At 42.0% G+C, this 15,608-nt stretch carries 12 protein-coding genes and 1 pseudogene; 5 read left to right on the top strand and 8 right to left on the bottom strand.

The annotated features are described in order from the left end of the window. Positions 1–137: 137 nt before the first annotated feature. Positions 138–2,027 carry an EAL domain-containing protein gene (locus tag Q0230_RS06545; RefSeq protein ID WP_298609048.1) on the bottom strand — a complete coding sequence of 630 codons (1,890 nt, stop codon included), beginning with the start codon at positions 2,025–2,027 and terminating at the stop codon, positions 138–140. 295 nt (positions 2,028–2,322) lie between these two features. Between Q0230_RS06545 and Q0230_RS06540 the strand changes: the two genes are divergently transcribed. The 3 genes from Q0230_RS06540 to Q0230_RS06530 all read left to right on the top strand — a co-directional run bounded on the left by Q0230_RS06540 (position 2,323) and on the right by Q0230_RS06530 (position 5,522). Next, entirely contained in the window at positions 2,323–2,634 is a 312-nt protein-coding gene (locus Q0230_RS06540) for an H-NS histone family protein (protein ID WP_298609047.1), read from the top strand. A gap of 318 nt (positions 2,635–2,952) precedes the next feature. Beyond that, the gene (dsbD, locus tag Q0230_RS06535) at positions 2,953–5,256 is read left to right on the top strand and encodes a protein-disulfide reductase DsbD (protein ID WP_298609046.1); all 2,304 of its coding nucleotides are present in this window, start codon (positions 2,953–2,955) and stop codon (positions 5,254–5,256) included. 89 nt (positions 5,257–5,345) lie between these two features. Then, positions 5,346–5,522: a PA3496 family putative envelope integrity protein gene (locus Q0230_RS06530; protein WP_298609045.1), complete on the top strand. Its 177-nt coding sequence runs from the start codon at positions 5,346–5,348 to the stop codon at positions 5,520–5,522. On the opposite strand, the gene hda is transcribed toward Q0230_RS06530, so the two are convergent. Genes hda through dnaE form a run of 4 tightly spaced genes read right to left on the bottom strand, consistent with a single transcriptional unit; the run spans position 5,511 to position 11,377 of the window. Then, positions 5,511–6,224, bottom strand: a complete 714-nt coding sequence (gene hda / locus Q0230_RS06525) for a DnaA regulatory inactivator Hda (RefSeq protein ID WP_298609044.1) — start codon at positions 6,222–6,224, stop codon at positions 5,511–5,513. The genes Q0230_RS06530 and hda overlap by 12 nt on opposite strands. Continuing rightward, complete coding sequence (locus tag Q0230_RS06520) at positions 6,221–7,282, bottom strand: AI-2E family transporter (RefSeq protein ID WP_298609043.1); 1,062 nt, start codon at positions 7,280–7,282, stop codon at positions 6,221–6,223. Before Q0230_RS06520 ends, hda begins: the two co-directional genes overlap by 4 nt. Before the next feature lie 3 nt (positions 7,283–7,285). Beyond that, a complete protein-coding gene (locus Q0230_RS06515) occupies positions 7,286–7,843 on the bottom strand; it encodes a CDP-alcohol phosphatidyltransferase family protein (protein WP_298609042.1) in 558 nt (185 codons plus the stop codon). Between the two features lie 12 nt (positions 7,844–7,855). Further along, a complete protein-coding gene (dnaE, locus tag Q0230_RS06510) occupies positions 7,856–11,377 on the bottom strand; it encodes a DNA polymerase III subunit alpha (RefSeq protein WP_298609041.1) in 3,522 nt (1,173 codons plus the stop codon). A gap of 117 nt (positions 11,378–11,494) precedes the next feature. On the opposite strand from dnaE, the gene Q0230_RS06505 reads away from it, so the two are divergent. Together Q0230_RS06505 and Q0230_RS06500 are read left to right on the top strand one after the other, a co-directional pair. Then, positions 11,495–12,034: a hypothetical protein gene (locus Q0230_RS06505; RefSeq protein WP_298609040.1), complete on the top strand. Its 540-nt coding sequence runs from the start codon at positions 11,495–11,497 to the stop codon at positions 12,032–12,034. Between the two features lie 128 nt (positions 12,035–12,162). Next, on the top strand, positions 12,163–13,149 hold the full coding sequence (locus tag Q0230_RS06500) for a DUF6445 family protein (protein ID WP_298609039.1): 987 nt from the start codon (positions 12,163–12,165) through the stop codon (positions 13,147–13,149). A gap of 75 nt (positions 13,150–13,224) precedes the next feature. Here Q0230_RS06500 and Q0230_RS06495 read toward each other — a convergent pair whose 3' ends face one another. From Q0230_RS06495 to Q0230_RS06485, 3 genes and pseudogenes are all read right to left on the bottom strand, one after another. Continuing rightward, positions 13,225–14,520, bottom strand: coding sequence for a glycosyltransferase (locus Q0230_RS06495; RefSeq protein ID WP_298609038.1), 1,296 nt, complete (start codon positions 14,518–14,520; stop codon positions 13,225–13,227). A gap of 145 nt (positions 14,521–14,665) precedes the next feature. After that, positions 14,666–15,151 (bottom strand): hypothetical protein, encoded by a 486-nt coding sequence (locus Q0230_RS06490; protein WP_298609037.1) that lies wholly within the window; start codon positions 15,149–15,151, stop codon positions 14,666–14,668. A 157-nt stretch (positions 15,152–15,308) separates the two neighbouring features. Next, positions 15,309–15,608, bottom strand: a pseudogene (locus tag Q0230_RS06485) (spore surface glycoprotein BclB); the annotation flags it as partial.

Below are 15,608 nucleotides of genomic sequence, written 5' to 3'. Positions count from 1 at the left end.
ACCAAAGTCCTTTTGTAGCAAGATAGCACTTAGTATTGAGGTTTTACGCTAGTTTTCAAGCAAAAATGATGAATATAAGGACTTAGGCCATTTTGCTGACTGACTGTGGCAATTCATTGGCAGGGGTACATAAATGTTTAAAAGGAAACGGCTTCACCCTGAGCAAAATCAACACCAATCCCGCGCAAACGCTCTAAAGTTTCTGCGTCTTCAACCAACTCAGCAATTGTGTGCAAATTCATCACCTGTCCGACCTCATGCACTGCTTTAATCATGGCGGCATCCACCGGGTTAGAGACTAAATTATGTACAAAGTTACCATCAATTTTTAGATAGCTTAGTGGTAGGTCACGTACATAATTCAAGGAGGAAAAGCCACTTCCAAAATCATCCAAAACCAAATGACAACCTAGAGTATGAAGTGATTTCATCAAACGCTTAGTCTGTACAAAATTAGCAATCGCCACTGACTCGGCAATCTCAAAACAGAGTAAGGAAGGATTAACATTGTGCTTATTGATTTCAGCGTGAATGAAGGCAAATAAGTCAGGATCTTGTACCGCCTGTGAGGACAGATTAATCATCAGCCTTGGCTCTATCCCTTCTTTGCTACGCAAGTTATTCGTAGTGATCATCTCCAAAACTTGGCGAATAATCCATCGGTCAATTCTCGTCATCATATCGAGACGATCAGCAGCTGGCAGAAAGCTACCGGGACTTAGCAGATGCTTTCTGAATGGTAGGCGTAAAAGCACTTCATATTGATGATAAGGAAACTGCATAGTCCCCTGCAGAGGCATGATCGGTTGGACAAACAGAATGAAACGATCATTTTCTAGTGCTTTTTCTAAGACTTTACTCCAATCAGTATGCCTTTGCTCTGACTGATAAACTTCCTCTGAATTTAGATGTGCAAACGTTTGATTACGTCCTAAGGCTTTAGCGGTATAACAAGCTTTGTCTGCATCCGCAAAGAGAGTCTTTAAGGTGAGCTCAGGGGCAGGAATGAACTCGACTAAGCCAATACTTCCAGTGACAGTGAAGATTTTACCTTCCCAACTAAAACGAAAATTACGTAGTTCTATTAAAATAGAATCCATAATTGCACGCGCTTTTTCTAGAGCGCAATTTTCTAGAAAAATCGCGAACTCATCCCCCCCCATCCTTGCTACTTTGTCAGTCTGTCGTACAAAGCGCTGGAAAATATGTGCAACTTGCTTCAGTAGCTCATCACCTGCTTGATGGCCACAAGTGTCGTTTACAATTTTGAAGTTATCTAGATCAATACTTACTAGAACATGCGTCTTAAGAATGCCCGATTCATCATGCGCAACCTGTTCTAAATACTCCTCAAAACTACGCCGATTCATTAAACCGGTTAGCGCATCATGTGAAGCTTGCTGATAAAGTCTATTTATAACTTTACGATCAGCAGTTACATCACGAAAGATAAAAACGAGAGTGTTTGCAGGGTCATGTAGGTGTGTTGTATGCAACTCAACATAGCGTGCTTCCCCCACTTTAGGAGTTAATTTTACTTGCCCAAATTGCAATAAGTGTTGGGGGTGAGCCTTATGTACCTCCATGACACGTGGCACTATCGCTTTACTTTGGGCATCTTCAATATGCACAATATCATAGATGTTTTTACCAACAACTTCTTCGTGAGTATAACCGATTAGCACTTCAGCACTTTTATTCAAATAGATGATGGCACCATCACCACTTACGGTGATAACACCTCCAGCCAGCTCTTCAAGGATCCATTCAGTTGGACTGTTTTCATCTGTGGTTAGATAGCCATCGGCATAAGCATTCACACTGTTAGGATTAGAGTTAGTTAAAGTTTTACTCCAGTTAAAATCACCACGAAAAAATAATACAACTGTTTGTGTTGCTAAGAGCCCCAATAACAGCCACAGAATAACCGGAGAGGTACTCGTACTACCCTGAATAGACTGCCAAGCGCCTACCCCTAGACCAACCACTAGTAGTGTCAATGAGAAGAAGGTTTTGAAGAAACGCATTGCGCCCCCGCAGTCATTATTAAATTATTTTTATATTAATTACACTTATGACTATACATGGATATGCTCAAGGATGCTACACCGCCCATCGCATCCCCATCAACCTGCTTAATGACCTTAAAAAAAGCAATTTTAAAACTTACATTATCTATTTTTGGCTTTTCTAAAGGCAAGCTATTTACTAAAAGCAATCTTTGAAAAACCTAATAAATTTCAATCCCGTTACAGTTGACATTATTTAATGGAAAAGTATATTTTAACGGTTTCTGAACAACTGTAGAGAGACAGTAATAACATGGCAAACATAAATTTAGATTCTTTAAGTGTTGCTGAATTAGACAAGTTAAAATATAACATTGAGCATGCCATCAGTAATCGCAAGCAAAGTGAATTATTAGATGTGCGTAGAAAGTTAGATGAGTTAGTTGATAACTCAGGGTTTAGCCTACAGGAAATATTAGAAGCTAAATCGGTACGCAAACCAGTTCAACCGAAATATCGTAACCCAGAAAATGCAGAGAACACTTGGACAGGCCGTGGTCGTCGCCCAGTCTGGGTCGAGCAAGCCCTAAGCGCTGGTAAAACTTTAGATGATTTGCTGATTTAATCTGCTGAATCAGACTAAAGCAGTCAGCGATAAAAGTCTGCTCGTCAGGCTTTTATCAGCAGTTATTGTGTGTCAACCCTCTCTTGCAAGTAATTCCTACTACTTACGCCTCAACAAGCCTTTGTACTTCCTATGAAGAGCTTTGCGGTTAGTAAATATTTAATCTACTATAAGCAGCTTCCCAGATCTAAATGGAGATTAGCCTAGGTTGAACTGTAGACAAGGGATCTTTAACAGCTTAGCCGATGCTCATCAAGGGCTAAGCTCCTACACTTTAATGTTGTCGCTTTTGATAGGATACAAAAGAGCTTCCTTGGCATGAAAAACCTGATTCTAATCTGCTGGCTATTCATAATCAGTTTGAATGCAGCAGCCTTCCCAGAGCCATTGCCGGTTGACCAAGCCTTCCAAGTCTCTGTTGAACCACTTGACAAAGAACAAGTACGTGTTAATTGGAAAATTGCGGATGGCTACTATCTCTACCGCAAAAAAATTGACCTGAGTTCTAAGCATCCAGAGATTCAACTCCCCTCTTTAGATAAGCTTAGTTTCCCAACAGGCGATTTCAAGACCGATGCGAATTTTGGGCAGATGGAGGTTTATCATCAAAGTTTTACACTTGATATACCCGTTACACGCAGCCCTAGCACCCAACAAGCGCTCGAACTAGAGATTGAAGCTAAGTACCAAGGTTGTGCTGATGCTGGACTCTGCTACCCACCACAAAAGAAAACTTTTAAACTACAACTAGCCTCCTTAGGAAATACACCAGCTACTCCTAGCCCAAATAAGAATCCTGTTGAAACTACTTCAGTCGATACGACTACTAACAAGCTTGACGATGCAAAACCGAAACTAATCAAACCACTGGCAGCGAATGCCGATCCTGCTGTTGAGCCTTTACCACTTGATCAGGCCTTTAAATACAACTTAGTTGCTGTTGACCAGAAAACGCTAGTAGCCCATTGGGATATTCAGCCTGATCATCAGTTGTACCGCAGTCGAATTAGCTTTTCCATACAAGCTAATGAAGACTTTCATTTAGACCCACCTCTCTTCCCAGCGGGCGAACTCGTCAAAGATGATTACTATGGTAGCCTAGAGGTCTATACTAAGTCGCTCGATGTTAGTATTCCTATTCGTCAGACAGGTACTACCATTACCCTACCTAAAAAGCTTACGGTCATTACTGAATATCAAGGTTGTTCTGACAGTACTGGAATCTGTTATCCGCCAGTTAAAACTTTAGTTGATATTGATTTAAGTGCGGCTCCTCCCAAACTAGAAAGCCTGCCAGACACTAAAAATACCTCCGCTATTCAAGATGATGCCTATACTTCAGCCTTAGCAGGGGCAAGTTTATTAGGCACTATTCTTATTTTCTTTGGGGGTGGCTTACTCTTAGCCTTCACACCTTGCGTGTTTCCTATGTTCCCGATTTTATCGGGAGTGATTGCAGGTCAATCCGATTTATCAGCACGTAAAGCTTTCTTTTTGTCTCTAGCTTATGTGACCGCTAGCTCCATCGCTTATGCACTCATTGGTATTTTCTTTGGCTTATTTGGGGCTAATTTACAAACTACACTTCAACATCCGGTAGCTATTGGCACCTTCGCCACCTTATTTGTGATTTTGGCCTTTTCAATGTTTGGCTTCTTTGATCTGCAAATGCCAACTAGCTTGCAATCACGTTTGAATGAATTCAGCAATAAGCAACAAGGCGGTAGTTTATTGGGTGCAGCCATCATGGGCTTTATCTCTACCCTAATTGTTGGACCGTGTGTGGCACCACCTTTAGCGGGCGCACTAACCTATATTGCTCAAACCAAAGATGCATTTTTAGGGGGTATTGCTCTATTTACCATGGGCTTTGCTATGGGAATCCCTTTACTCATTGTAGGTACATCAGCGGGGCATTTGCTACCACGTGCTGGTACTTGGATGGATACTACCAAAGCAATCTTTGGCATGCTTATGCTCGGTTTGGCTATTTCCATGCTTAAACGCATTGTACCGATTGAAGTGACAATGGCTCTGACTGGAACCTTGCTAGTTTCTTCAGGGATTTACATGGGTGCATTAGATAAAATCTCTGAAGAGTCGACAGGTTGGAAACGTTTTTGGAAAAGTATTGGTCTAATTATGGTATTTTATGGAGCAATACAGCTATTAGGTGTTGCTGTTGGTAGTACCAATCTATTTCAGCCTTTAAAGGGTGTTTTAACCGTTTCTGCTAATACTGTACAAGCTAATCACTTAAACTTTCAAACCATAAAAAGCGTTGCTGATTTAGAAGCTAAATTAGCACTAGCTAAACAGAATCAACAAGCCACTATGCTCGACTTTACAGCAACTTGGTGTCCTGATTGCGAAACCTTGGAAAAAGTCACTTTCGTCGATTCTAATGTCATGAAGAGCTTGCAAGGTGTACAAATACTCAGAGCTGATGTATCCGCACAGGATGAATTAGATCGTGCTTTAGCTGCAAAATTTACTGTCCCTGGACCTCCTGCTATCTTGTTTTTTGATTTAAACGGCAATGAAATCAGAAAGATACGCGTACAAGGTTATAAGAATCCCGAGCAATTTGTTAAAATAACTGATCAGTTACCTAGGCGTTAATGCTGGATAAATATTTTACTCAGCAAAAATTCATCTAGCCAAGCTATACTCAACACATAATATAAAAAAAAGACCAAGGAGTGCTGAGCATGCGCGATCAGGAAAATGACTATGAACTTGAAGAAGTCTCAACTCAACTAATTACAGAAAATAACAAAAAAACCAAACCCCATGTAGTTAGACGCAATATTGAAGACTATTTAGAAAAACAAGCCTTACAAAGACGTTTAAAAGATGTTTTTGATGAAGATTTCTTATTGGACTGAATCAGTTAACGTATTATCAGGGAAGATTTCTTGAATTAAGTTACGAGTAATCTTCCGTCCTTTATGTAGACTGGCTTTATCAAGCTGGTCTAAAACCCGCATTAAAGACTGAATATCTTTAGGGAAATTTTTATTGATATATTTAATAAGGTGTTCAGGTATTTGCAAGCCACGCTTATAGGCTCGCCATTTAAATGCTTCTAAAGCGCTTATTTCGTCCAGGTTATAAATTTTATAAGCTGGCCCCCAAATTAAACGCGAACCTAAGTCAGGTAATAAGCAGTTTATTTGGTGGGGGTTGGTATGAGCTGCAAACAATAAAGGTTGTCCATTTTGTCGACAGCGATTAATTAAATGAAAAACTGCTGTTTCCCACTCTAAATTTCCAATGACATAATCTAAATCATCAATTGCTAACAAAGTACAACGATCTAGACCTTCTAAAACACGTACCCCATAAGGAGCGAGTTGTTTCAGTGAAAAATAGGAAGCTGAATTACTAGCCTCTTGAGCTTTATAGCAACAAGCTTGCAGTAAATGGGACTTGCCACTACCTGCCTCGCCATATAAAAAAACTTGCTGAAAAGACTGCCAAAATGCCGAGTGCAAGAGTGCCAACGCATCTCGATTCTGCTGCATAGGATAAAAAGAATCGAAATCAAAGCCATCTAGTAGAGCAATCTTTAAAGTAAGTTGGTTCATGGCGGTGATGCATCAGTGTAAACATTACTTTGCTTATAAGTTTCGTGTAGATGCCGCATAATTACCACTAAAATAGCAGCTACTGGCAAAGCCAATAAAACACCAACAAAGCCAAATAATTGCCCGCCTGCTAATACTGCAAAAATGACTGCTACTGGATGCAAGCCGATCCGTTCCCCGACTAACCAAGGTGTCAGTACCGAGCCTTCAATGACTTGAACAACTACAAACACACCTAAAATCCAGAGCAAATTTAAAGGATCTTGAGTTTGAAACAGTATGGCAATCCCAGCAATGGTAATCCCTACAATCAGCCCCAAATACGGAACAAAGCTCACTAAACCTGCAATAAACCCAATTAAGAGCGCAAAATCTAGACCGATCAAGCTCAGCCCCAACCAGTATAAAATGCTCAGTGCAATCATCACCATGAACTGACCACGTAAGAAAGCACCCAACATCTCATCTGACTCTTTCGCTAATCGAGACACAGTAGGCTCTACAGAACGCGGCAACAAATCATGAATGTAAGCAACGAGATTATCCCAATCGCGCAGTAAATAAAACAAAAGCACTGGGATTAAGGCCAAAGTCCCAAGCCAGCCTACCACCATGAAGCCTGATTTAGAAAGCGTTTGTAGCACATTTTTGATCAATCCACCGGTTTGCTGCCAGTTGGATGCAACCAGTTCTTTGAGTTTTTCACCCTGCAAAATAGCCGGATCAACCCCTAACTGTGCTTGTAAATAGGTACCAAACATACTCAATGACCAATCTAAATAGCCTGGTAATTTCTCACCTAGATGTTTAATTTGCATCTCAAGCAAAGGTACTAAAAATAGAAAAAAAATCAAGATAATCAATGAGATCACTACAAAAACCACAGTAACCGATAGGGTACGTGAGAGCTTCATATTTTCTAAGCGATCTACTAATGGATCCCCCAAGTAAGCTAATAAAGCCGCCACAAAGAAAGGTGTCAACATCGGTGAAAGCAAATAGAACAAAGTCGTAGCAATGGTTAGAACAACTAGCCAAAACCAAATTTTTGAATCCATCAGTTAGACACGCTCTTTATTCGCAAAGGCATAATAGCTCCAGAAAAAGACATAAGCAGCTCCACTCACGATAGTGCTTGCAGCTACTAATAACTCTAAATTATCCATCACGCGTTGTGGCAAAGTATAGAAGCCAACATGCAATAAAGTGGCAGCTAACAAAATTAGCTGTAAAGCTGTGTTCACCTTGCTAATAAATAAAGGTTTCATTTCTAAAGCGCCTGTTACCCAGCGATACACCATCGCCCCCACAATAATCAGCACATCCCGCCCAAAAATGAGCCACACTATCCACCAAGGTAAAAAACCTTTAAAGCCAAACACTAGCATAATGGTGACGATAAAAAGCTTATCTGCGAGTGGGTCAAGCAAAGCACCCAAAGGAGTAAACCATTGATAACGCCGAGCTAAGTAGCCATCTAAGCCATCACTTAAGCCTGCTAATACCAATAATACCAAAGCAGCCTGATACGAACCTATCCATAATAACCAAGCAACGGGTACTACCGACAGAATTCGCGTGATGGTGATCAGATTAGGAATGTACTTAAGTGCAGACATAGTGACCTAACATTAAAAGATTAATTGTACTGCATCTTGCCCTAGCTTCTGGCGTAAACTCCGTAAGTTATTGTCATGCAATGGGATATAAAACTTATCATCTAGTCGCAACTCCGCTCGTGCACGTTGGTTACAGTAATCCAATAAAACTGTGTAGCGTGGTTCAGGCGCTTCAACCAACCAAGTTTGTAATTCATTCATAAACCCTGCTACCACGTGCTGAGCATCAACGCGTAATTTCAAACGTCGTAGAAAACTTTCGCGTAAAGTTTGCATATCATAAATGGATTCTATTCTTAAGCGGGATGAACCCGTACGTTGATCCACACTAACGGTACCTTCTATGGCGACAATCGCTTCTTTTTCTAAAAGATGACCAAATTGAGTAAACGTATCGGCGAATAATAAAATTTCGTACTCCGAAACAGTACGATCCTCAAGTTTAACGAAATAACGCTTACCCCGATCCGAAGTTTGTATCCGAATATTCGCAATTAACGCACCGAACAAAACGGACTCTTTGGCATAACGTTGTGAGCCACTACCATCGTATTCCATAATATCGCGTAGGCTCATTTTGCTAACCGCTTTCAGCTCTTGCTCGTACTCATCCAATGGATGACCGGTCAGATATAAACCTAAGGTTTCCTTTTCTAAGCGCAAACGCTCTTTTTCAGGCCACTCGGGTAACTCTTGCATCGCCGTTTCAGCTTTATGGCTGACCATTGCACCGCCAAACAAGTCAACTTGCCCTACGCCTTGATCACGATGATATTGCTCAGCTCGCTTCAGAGCTTCAGGGAGAAACTCGATTTTGGCACGCCGTGAACCCGGTAAAGAATCTAAAACCCCAGCCTTGATTAAAGTTTCAAGTACACGCCGTGTCACCTTATGCGAGTAAATTCTTTGGCAAAAATCAAGCAGTGACTTATAAGCTCCTTTGGCTGTCCGCTCCTCCATAATCACTGAAATTGCCGACTCACCCGCTCCTTTCACTGCACCTAAGCCATAAATAATATGGTTCTTTTCATCGACGGTGAAATGATATTCGGAAGCATTCAAATCAGGGGGCAGAATTTTTACGCCTAACTGCCGACAGTCATCCAACAACATAACGACCTTATCGGTGTTATCCATATCTGCGGATAAAACCGCAGCCATAAAAGCCGCTGGATAATGTGCTTTCAGCCAAGCGGTTTGGAAAGCAACTAAGGCATAAGCGGCAGAATGGGATTTATTGAAACCATACTCGGCAAACTTTTCCATCAAATCGAAGATAAAACCAGCTTGGTTTTCATCAATTTGATTACCCCGCGCACCCTCCATAAAAATGGAACGCTGCTTAGCCATTTCCTCAGGCTTTTTCTTACCCATCGCACGTCGCAACATATCCGCACCGCCCAGCGTATAATTCGCTAGCACCTGCGCAATCTGCATAACCTGCTCTTGGTAGACGATAACCCCATAGGTCGGCTTGAGAATTTGCTCTAAGCTCGGATGTGGGTATTCAACTTTGGCAATACCTTTTTTCCGATTGATAAAGTCATCCACCATCCCTGATTGCAAAGGCCCCGGACGGAACAGCGCGACCAGCGCAATTACATCCTCAAACACATCTGGCTGCAGACGGCGAATCAAGTCTTTCATGCCGCGCGATTCCAACTGGAATACTGCAGTAGTTTTCTGTGCTTTTAATAAATCAAAAGAAGCCTGATCATCGAGCGGGATACGATTAATATCGACTAAAGGTAAGTTTTTCACTGTGCGTTGGCGATTAATAGTCTCCAGCGCCCACTGAATAATGGTGAGATTACGTAAGCCTAAAAAATCAAACTTAACTAAACCAACTGCTTCAACATCATCTTTATCATATTGCGACACAACGCCCTTACCGGTCTCATCACAGAGAATCGGCGTAAAATCAGTTAGGTCAGAGGGCGAAATCAGCACACCACCTGCATGCTTCCCCGTATTACGGGTTAAACCTTCAAGCGACAGCGCCATATCCATCAGCGCTTTCACTTCTTCATCTTTTTCGTACAGTTCAATGAGTTCGGGAGAAACTCGCTCTGCATCATCCTTGGATTTAGCTGAACGCCCAAGCGCATCCTCTAAACTAATTCCTAACACGAAAGGAATTAATTTAGCCACTCGATCCACGAAGCCATAAGGGTGACCAAGCACCCGCCCCACATCACGCACCACCGCTTTTGCGGCCATCGAACCGAAGGTCACAATTTGTGAGACTTGATTACGCCCATAAGCCTGCGCCACATAATCGATCACCTTATCGCGATTATCCATACAGAAGTCGATATCAAAGTCTGGCATCGATACCCGTTCTGGATTTAAAAAGCGCTCGAATAATAAGTCATAAGCCAACGGGTCAAGATCAGTAATCTTTAAAGCATAAGCGACTAAAGAACCTGCTCCCGAACCCCGCCCGGGGCCTACGGGAATATCATTATCTTTCGCCCATTGAATGAAATCGGCAACAATCAGAAAGTAGCCAGGAAAACCCATTTTGTTGATAACATCTAATTCAATCCTCAGACGCTCATCATAAGGCTTGCGCTTTTCCGCAAACGCTGGCGTACCACGCGGAAACTGCTCTCCAAACAGAAAATCTAAACGCTCTTCTAAGCCCTCTTCACCAACTTTGCAAAAATACGCTTCAGTAGTCATCCCTGCCGGAATGGGGAACTGTGGGAGATAATTTTTCCCTAAAGTCAGGGACACATTGCAGCGCTTGGCAATCTCCACCGTATTTTCAATTGCAGATGGAATATCAGCAAATAGCGCCTGCATTTCTGTAGGGGAGCGTAGATATTGTTGCTGGCTATAAGGTTTAGGACGTTTGGGGTCAGCCAACACATGACCGCTATTGATACAAACCCGCGCTTCATGAGCATCAAAGTCACTACTGGCTACAAAGCGTACATCATTGGTAGCCACTACAGGCACTTGATATTTAACAGCCAAGTCAATAGCGGCGTGAATATAATCCTCTTCACCTTCGCGACCGGTGCGCTGTAACTCTAAATAGTAGCGGTTAGGGAAAGCTGCTTGCCATTCTTGCAAGCGCTTTTCGGCTAAGTCCTTATTTCCCATCAACAAGGCCTGCCCCACATCGCCATCGCGCCCACCCGACAACATAATCACACCTTCGCTAAACTCCTTCACCCAAGCACGCTGTACACGTGGTACACCCAAGACTTGACCTTGTTGCCAAGCCTTAGAAATTAAACGGGTTAAATTCCGATACCCTGTATTATTTTGGCAAAGCAGAATAATATGAAACAGTTGCTCAGATTGATCATTCGCCAGCAGCAAGTCTACCCCGAAGATCGGTTTAATCCCTGCTCCCATCGCAGTTTTATAAAACTTCACTAAACCAAAGAAATTATTCTGATCTGTGATTGCCACCGCAGCCATGCCGGACTTTTCAACTGCTTTCATCAAAGGTTTGATGCGAATCGTGCTATCAACCAATGAGTATTCAGTATGTAAACGCAGGTGGACAAATTGAGTCATATTTGATGCTTGCTGTGGTTATAAAAAGGGTTTAAGAGGCTTGATAAGGACTTAACTTTGCCAAGCTAAGCGTGAATGATACCCTATCTCGATGCTGATCAGAATGAGTCTATCCCCATGCTAAAGTTTCTTCCCGGCTTGTTGTTACTTGAAATAATGACCGTAAGCTTGATGCTGCTTGCACCAGAGCAACTGTCTGGCTGGGGTTGGCTACGCGTCGCCACTCCTTTAGCCATTATAGCTAGTTTAATGGCTTTATGGTTTAGCGCATTATCAAATCAACAACGCAAAGATGAAATTATGCGCCTGCAAGAAAACCATGCGCGTGAGCGCGAAAAAATTAAAGTCAATGCAGAGCGTGCTAAGCATCAAGTAACGAAAGAAGCACAAAAACAAGTGCAACAAGAGATTAAACGCACGACAGCCCAAGCCAACTTTAAAGTGGGTTTAGCAGTAGCTGGAGCGGCAAGCCTAGGTGGTTTTTTACTCTTAACTCAATTTGTGACTATTGGCATTTTACTGCTAGGGACAGCGGGTGGTACCTTAGGAGGCTATCTGTTGCGTCTTAAACAGGAGCGCTCCAACCAAGTTGCACGCCTTGCTAAAAAACCTGACCCCACCCCTCGCCTGATTAACTCAGAAAATAAAACCAACTAATTCATCACTGGTAACTAACTATCAGTCAGCTCAAGCAGCTTATCGTTGACTGCTTTACCCTTGTTTATAGCAAGGATAATAATTTAAAAACTTATTATTCTACTTACAAAAATGACAGGTTGAGCACTATGCATGAAACATTATTAGAAGATATTAAATTTCATCTTGATCATTTAGATACCTATGACCGTACTTACTTTTTAGCAGGTTGGGTTTTCAGTACAGGTCGAACGATCGAGTCAATTCGAGTGGACACTTCCGAAAACTACAGTAGTGAACTGTTCAATCTCGATGTACGCCATGATGTAAACAATTTCTACAAATTACCTGAAAGCACCCAAACCGGTTTTAAGTTTATTCTGACGCCAGATGAAGCCTTTAATACCATTACCTTTAGTGTCAAATTCCAAGGCGAGTCCGCATACAAGGTGTTTGTGGAGATTAAGCAAAATAGCCAAGCAGCCATCGCTAACCAGATTCCACAGCCTGCCAAACCTACACACCCATCGATTAGCATTAATCAGCATCCACCTGCAGTCGTGGTAGTTGACAATTTCTACAGCGACCCCGATGCAGTACGCGAATATGCAATGGGTTTGGACTTTAATCCTAATGTCAAATACCACAAAGGCTCACGGACTGAGGTCAAGACTATTTTTGAAGGCACTAAAGCATCCTTCGAGAAGCTCCTAGGTAAAAAAATCAGCGTGTGGGAAGATCATATTTATAATGGCGTTTTCCAATATTGCACCGCTGAAGAACCTTTGGTGTACCACACCGATAACCAAAGCTATGCTGCCGTAGTTTTTCTGACTCCTGATGCACCACCTGAATGTGGGACTAGTTTTTATAAAAGTAAATTCAATGGCTTGATGGCTTATCCGAAGCCAGCTGACTGCAAAAAACATGCTAAATCTGCGGATGAACTGTTTGAGGAAATGTTTGCAGGTAATTTCTATGACAAGACTCGTTGGGATTTAGTCGATACGGTTGGCAATGTTTACAATCGCTTAGTCATTTTCGATGCTAAACGTGTACATGCTGCTTCGGCATATTTTGGCGACAACATGAAAAACAGCCGCCTGTTCCATATGTTCTTCTTTGATGTAGCCTAATTAACTTTAAGAAAATAAAGAAGCTAAATAAAAAAGGCACGAATTTCGTGCCTTTTATTTTGCCTTGTTGCCTAGTTAAATTTTAACTAAGCCAGGTTGACGTTGACCTTTTAAAGCCACTAAATCTGCATAGACATACAGAATATTATTTTCTTTGTGCCAATCAGTAGGAAAGCCTTGCCACAACCGTGTATCTTGGAAACGGCAAGTAATCCCTCGTACATAAGTAGCTTGTTCACGATTGGTGTAATACCAGAATGAATTCTGATTCCAGAATGAAATATGCGTTGGATCTTGGAAGGCACCACGCCCATCCGTCGAAGGTGTACGTGAGACGAACCACCCCCCTGGTACTAATACGCGATAGATCTCATTCATTAAGCCCACAGTACACAAAGGACCACCAGAAGCACCATGATCACAACTTGAGTCAGGGCAATGTGGAATATGCTCTAAAAAGTCATAAGCACGAATACAGCCAATAGAATTATCTGGGAACGGCAAACCTTTACGAATATCACAATTCACATCCGCATCGACCAAATCTACGCTAGTAAAACCAGGAGGTGAATTGTGTGCTCCCCCTAAATCTAGCAATTGCAGATTAGTGCGCCGACACCATTCAGCAATCATGCGATAAACATACTTATTAGACACTTCCTGCTGCATACGTTGGATATCAGCATTAAAGCGTAAATAAGTATTATCTTCATTTTCTAATAAGCGATATAAATACAAGCACTTAGGAATATACTCAAAATGAGCACCTATCAAATAAGTGCGGCAAATTAAATCATGGTCATCAACTACATGTAGTTCAGGATCATGTCCACCCGCTTTTTCATAAGCTTCACGTGACCAGACACGCACATGGTTAGGTGCATAGAAGATTTGATGCAAAGTACTAGCATCTGTTTCAAACGCACGCATTGCTGTGTAGCGCTTGTCTTTCCAATTGAACGGATAGCTTTCCCAACCATGGCTCGCATAGAAAACTTGGCAGGAATGGTCAGCGCGGAAATTGGTAAAATCTGAATAAAGAAAACCTGCATTGGTTGCATGCGCGCGGGCATCAATCACTTGCAGAGCATCGGGTGTGAGTAGATCATCATGATCAAGCTCAACGAAGTATTCACCATGGCAATTACCACAAGCAAACCGTTTTAAAGCACCAACACCTTTAACAGCCACCTCATCAGGTGCACGTACAACCCGCACTTGTGGGTGACTAGCAATATGGTCAGGAATGACGGCTGTCCCATTAGGCACAATCACCCATTCCCAATCCTTAAAAGTTTGAGCTAATAAACTTTCGAAAGCTTCATCTAGAAAAGTTGGTTTGTGAGTAGGTGTAAAAATACTAAAGCGCATAACTACTGTCTCTTCTTTTTTATAATCAAACAATTAGTCAGTTATTTTGAAAATTAAAACTTCATAAAAAGAATATCAAAATCTATATTAATAGCCTATGGCAGTTATCTTGATTATTAAAACGATCGTCTTAATATAGCATTCTTTATTGCATACTATCACCATACCCCTGCCATTTGAGCAGAGGCAATTGATTATTACGCATGATCTCGTCGATTTCACCAAGATGATGCTGAACATGGCGAATCTGTATAAGATATTGATCTAAATAAGTAATTTCCTCTCCATCTAACTCACGCTTCTCCAACAACTTATCTGTACTCATCGGCATTTTCTCAAGTTTATACTCCACCTTTCCTAAGTAAGATAATAAAAACCGTCTTGAAATAGATTCTGGTGCAGCTTTATTCATCTTTGCAGCTTCTATATCTAGAATTTGCTGAAGTGGATAATGATTAGGTTCATGGCTAAACCAAATATCCATGCCTACTAAGGAGTGATAGAGTTGCTCACGCACTAATAACTTATCACCAGAAAATACATGATCTGGACAAGATAAAATGGTTTGGCGCAGCATGGTTAAAATCGGCTTTAAATGCCGAAGGAGCACGACAGATAAGTCCTGTTGCATAAATAGCACCTTCGCGACCAGTAATAACTTATTTTTCTTGTTAGTTAGCCTGAGCTGCTAATGGATTGCCAGTTTTCAAGATAAACGCAACCCAAAAAGAAACCCCGCAATTTTCACTGCGGGGCTTCTTTAGATCAGATTAACTGATAGCTAGTAACTAGCATCCCATCCAACCCCAACAGCCGCCGCCACCGGTTCCACCTGTACCACCAGTTGAACCTTGAGCGCCTTGAGCGCCTTGAGCACCTTGAGCACCTGTACCACCAGTTGCTCCTTGCGCACCAGTCGCACCGGTACAACCTGTAGCACCCTTAGAGCCTTGGGCACCAGTAGAGCCTTGGGCACCAGTAGAGCCTTGAGCACCAGTAGAGCCTTGGGCACCCTTAGAGCCTTGAGCACCAGTAGAGCCTTGAGCACCAGTAGAGCCTTGAGCACCAGTAGAGCCTTGAGCACCAGT

The organism is uncultured Thiothrix sp. (assembly GCF_937876535.1).
Taxonomy (GTDB): Bacteria; Pseudomonadota; Gammaproteobacteria; order Thiotrichales; family Thiotrichaceae; genus Thiolinea.
This window is presented reverse-complemented; position numbering and strand designations above follow the sequence as displayed.

What these genes read in the sequence shown, in the direction of transcription:
- Q0230_RS06545 (WP_298609048.1), bottom strand. Translation starts at nt 2,027, where the DNA reads ATGCGTTTCTTCAAAACCTTCTTCTCATTGACACTACTAGTGGTTGGT.
- Q0230_RS06540 (WP_298609047.1), top strand. Translation starts at nt 2,323, where the DNA reads ATGGCAAACATAAATTTAGATTCTTTAAGTGTTGCTGAATTAGACAAG.
- dsbD (WP_298609046.1), top strand. Translation starts at nt 2,953, where the DNA reads ATGAAAAACCTGATTCTAATCTGCTGGCTATTCATAATCAGTTTGAAT.
- Q0230_RS06530 (WP_298609045.1), top strand. Translation starts at nt 5,346, where the DNA reads ATGCGCGATCAGGAAAATGACTATGAACTTGAAGAAGTCTCAACTCAA.
- hda (WP_298609044.1), bottom strand. Translation starts at nt 6,224, where the DNA reads ATGAACCAACTTACTTTAAAGATTGCTCTACTAGATGGCTTTGATTTC.
- Q0230_RS06520 (WP_298609043.1), bottom strand. Translation starts at nt 7,282, where the DNA reads ATGGATTCAAAAATTTGGTTTTGGCTAGTTGTTCTAACCATTGCTACG.
- Q0230_RS06515 (WP_298609042.1), bottom strand. Translation starts at nt 7,843, where the DNA reads ATGTCTGCACTTAAGTACATTCCTAATCTGATCACCATCACGCGAATT.
- dnaE (WP_298609041.1), bottom strand. Translation starts at nt 11,377, where the DNA reads ATGACTCAATTTGTCCACCTGCGTTTACATACTGAATACTCATTGGTT.
- Q0230_RS06505 (WP_298609040.1), top strand. Translation starts at nt 11,495, where the DNA reads ATGCTAAAGTTTCTTCCCGGCTTGTTGTTACTTGAAATAATGACCGTA.
- Q0230_RS06500 (WP_298609039.1), top strand. Translation starts at nt 12,163, where the DNA reads ATGCATGAAACATTATTAGAAGATATTAAATTTCATCTTGATCATTTA.
- Q0230_RS06495 (WP_298609038.1), bottom strand. Translation starts at nt 14,520, where the DNA reads ATGCGCTTTAGTATTTTTACACCTACTCACAAACCAACTTTTCTAGAT.
- Q0230_RS06490 (WP_298609037.1), bottom strand. Translation starts at nt 15,151, where the DNA reads ATGCAACAGGACTTATCTGTCGTGCTCCTTCGGCATTTAAAGCCGATT.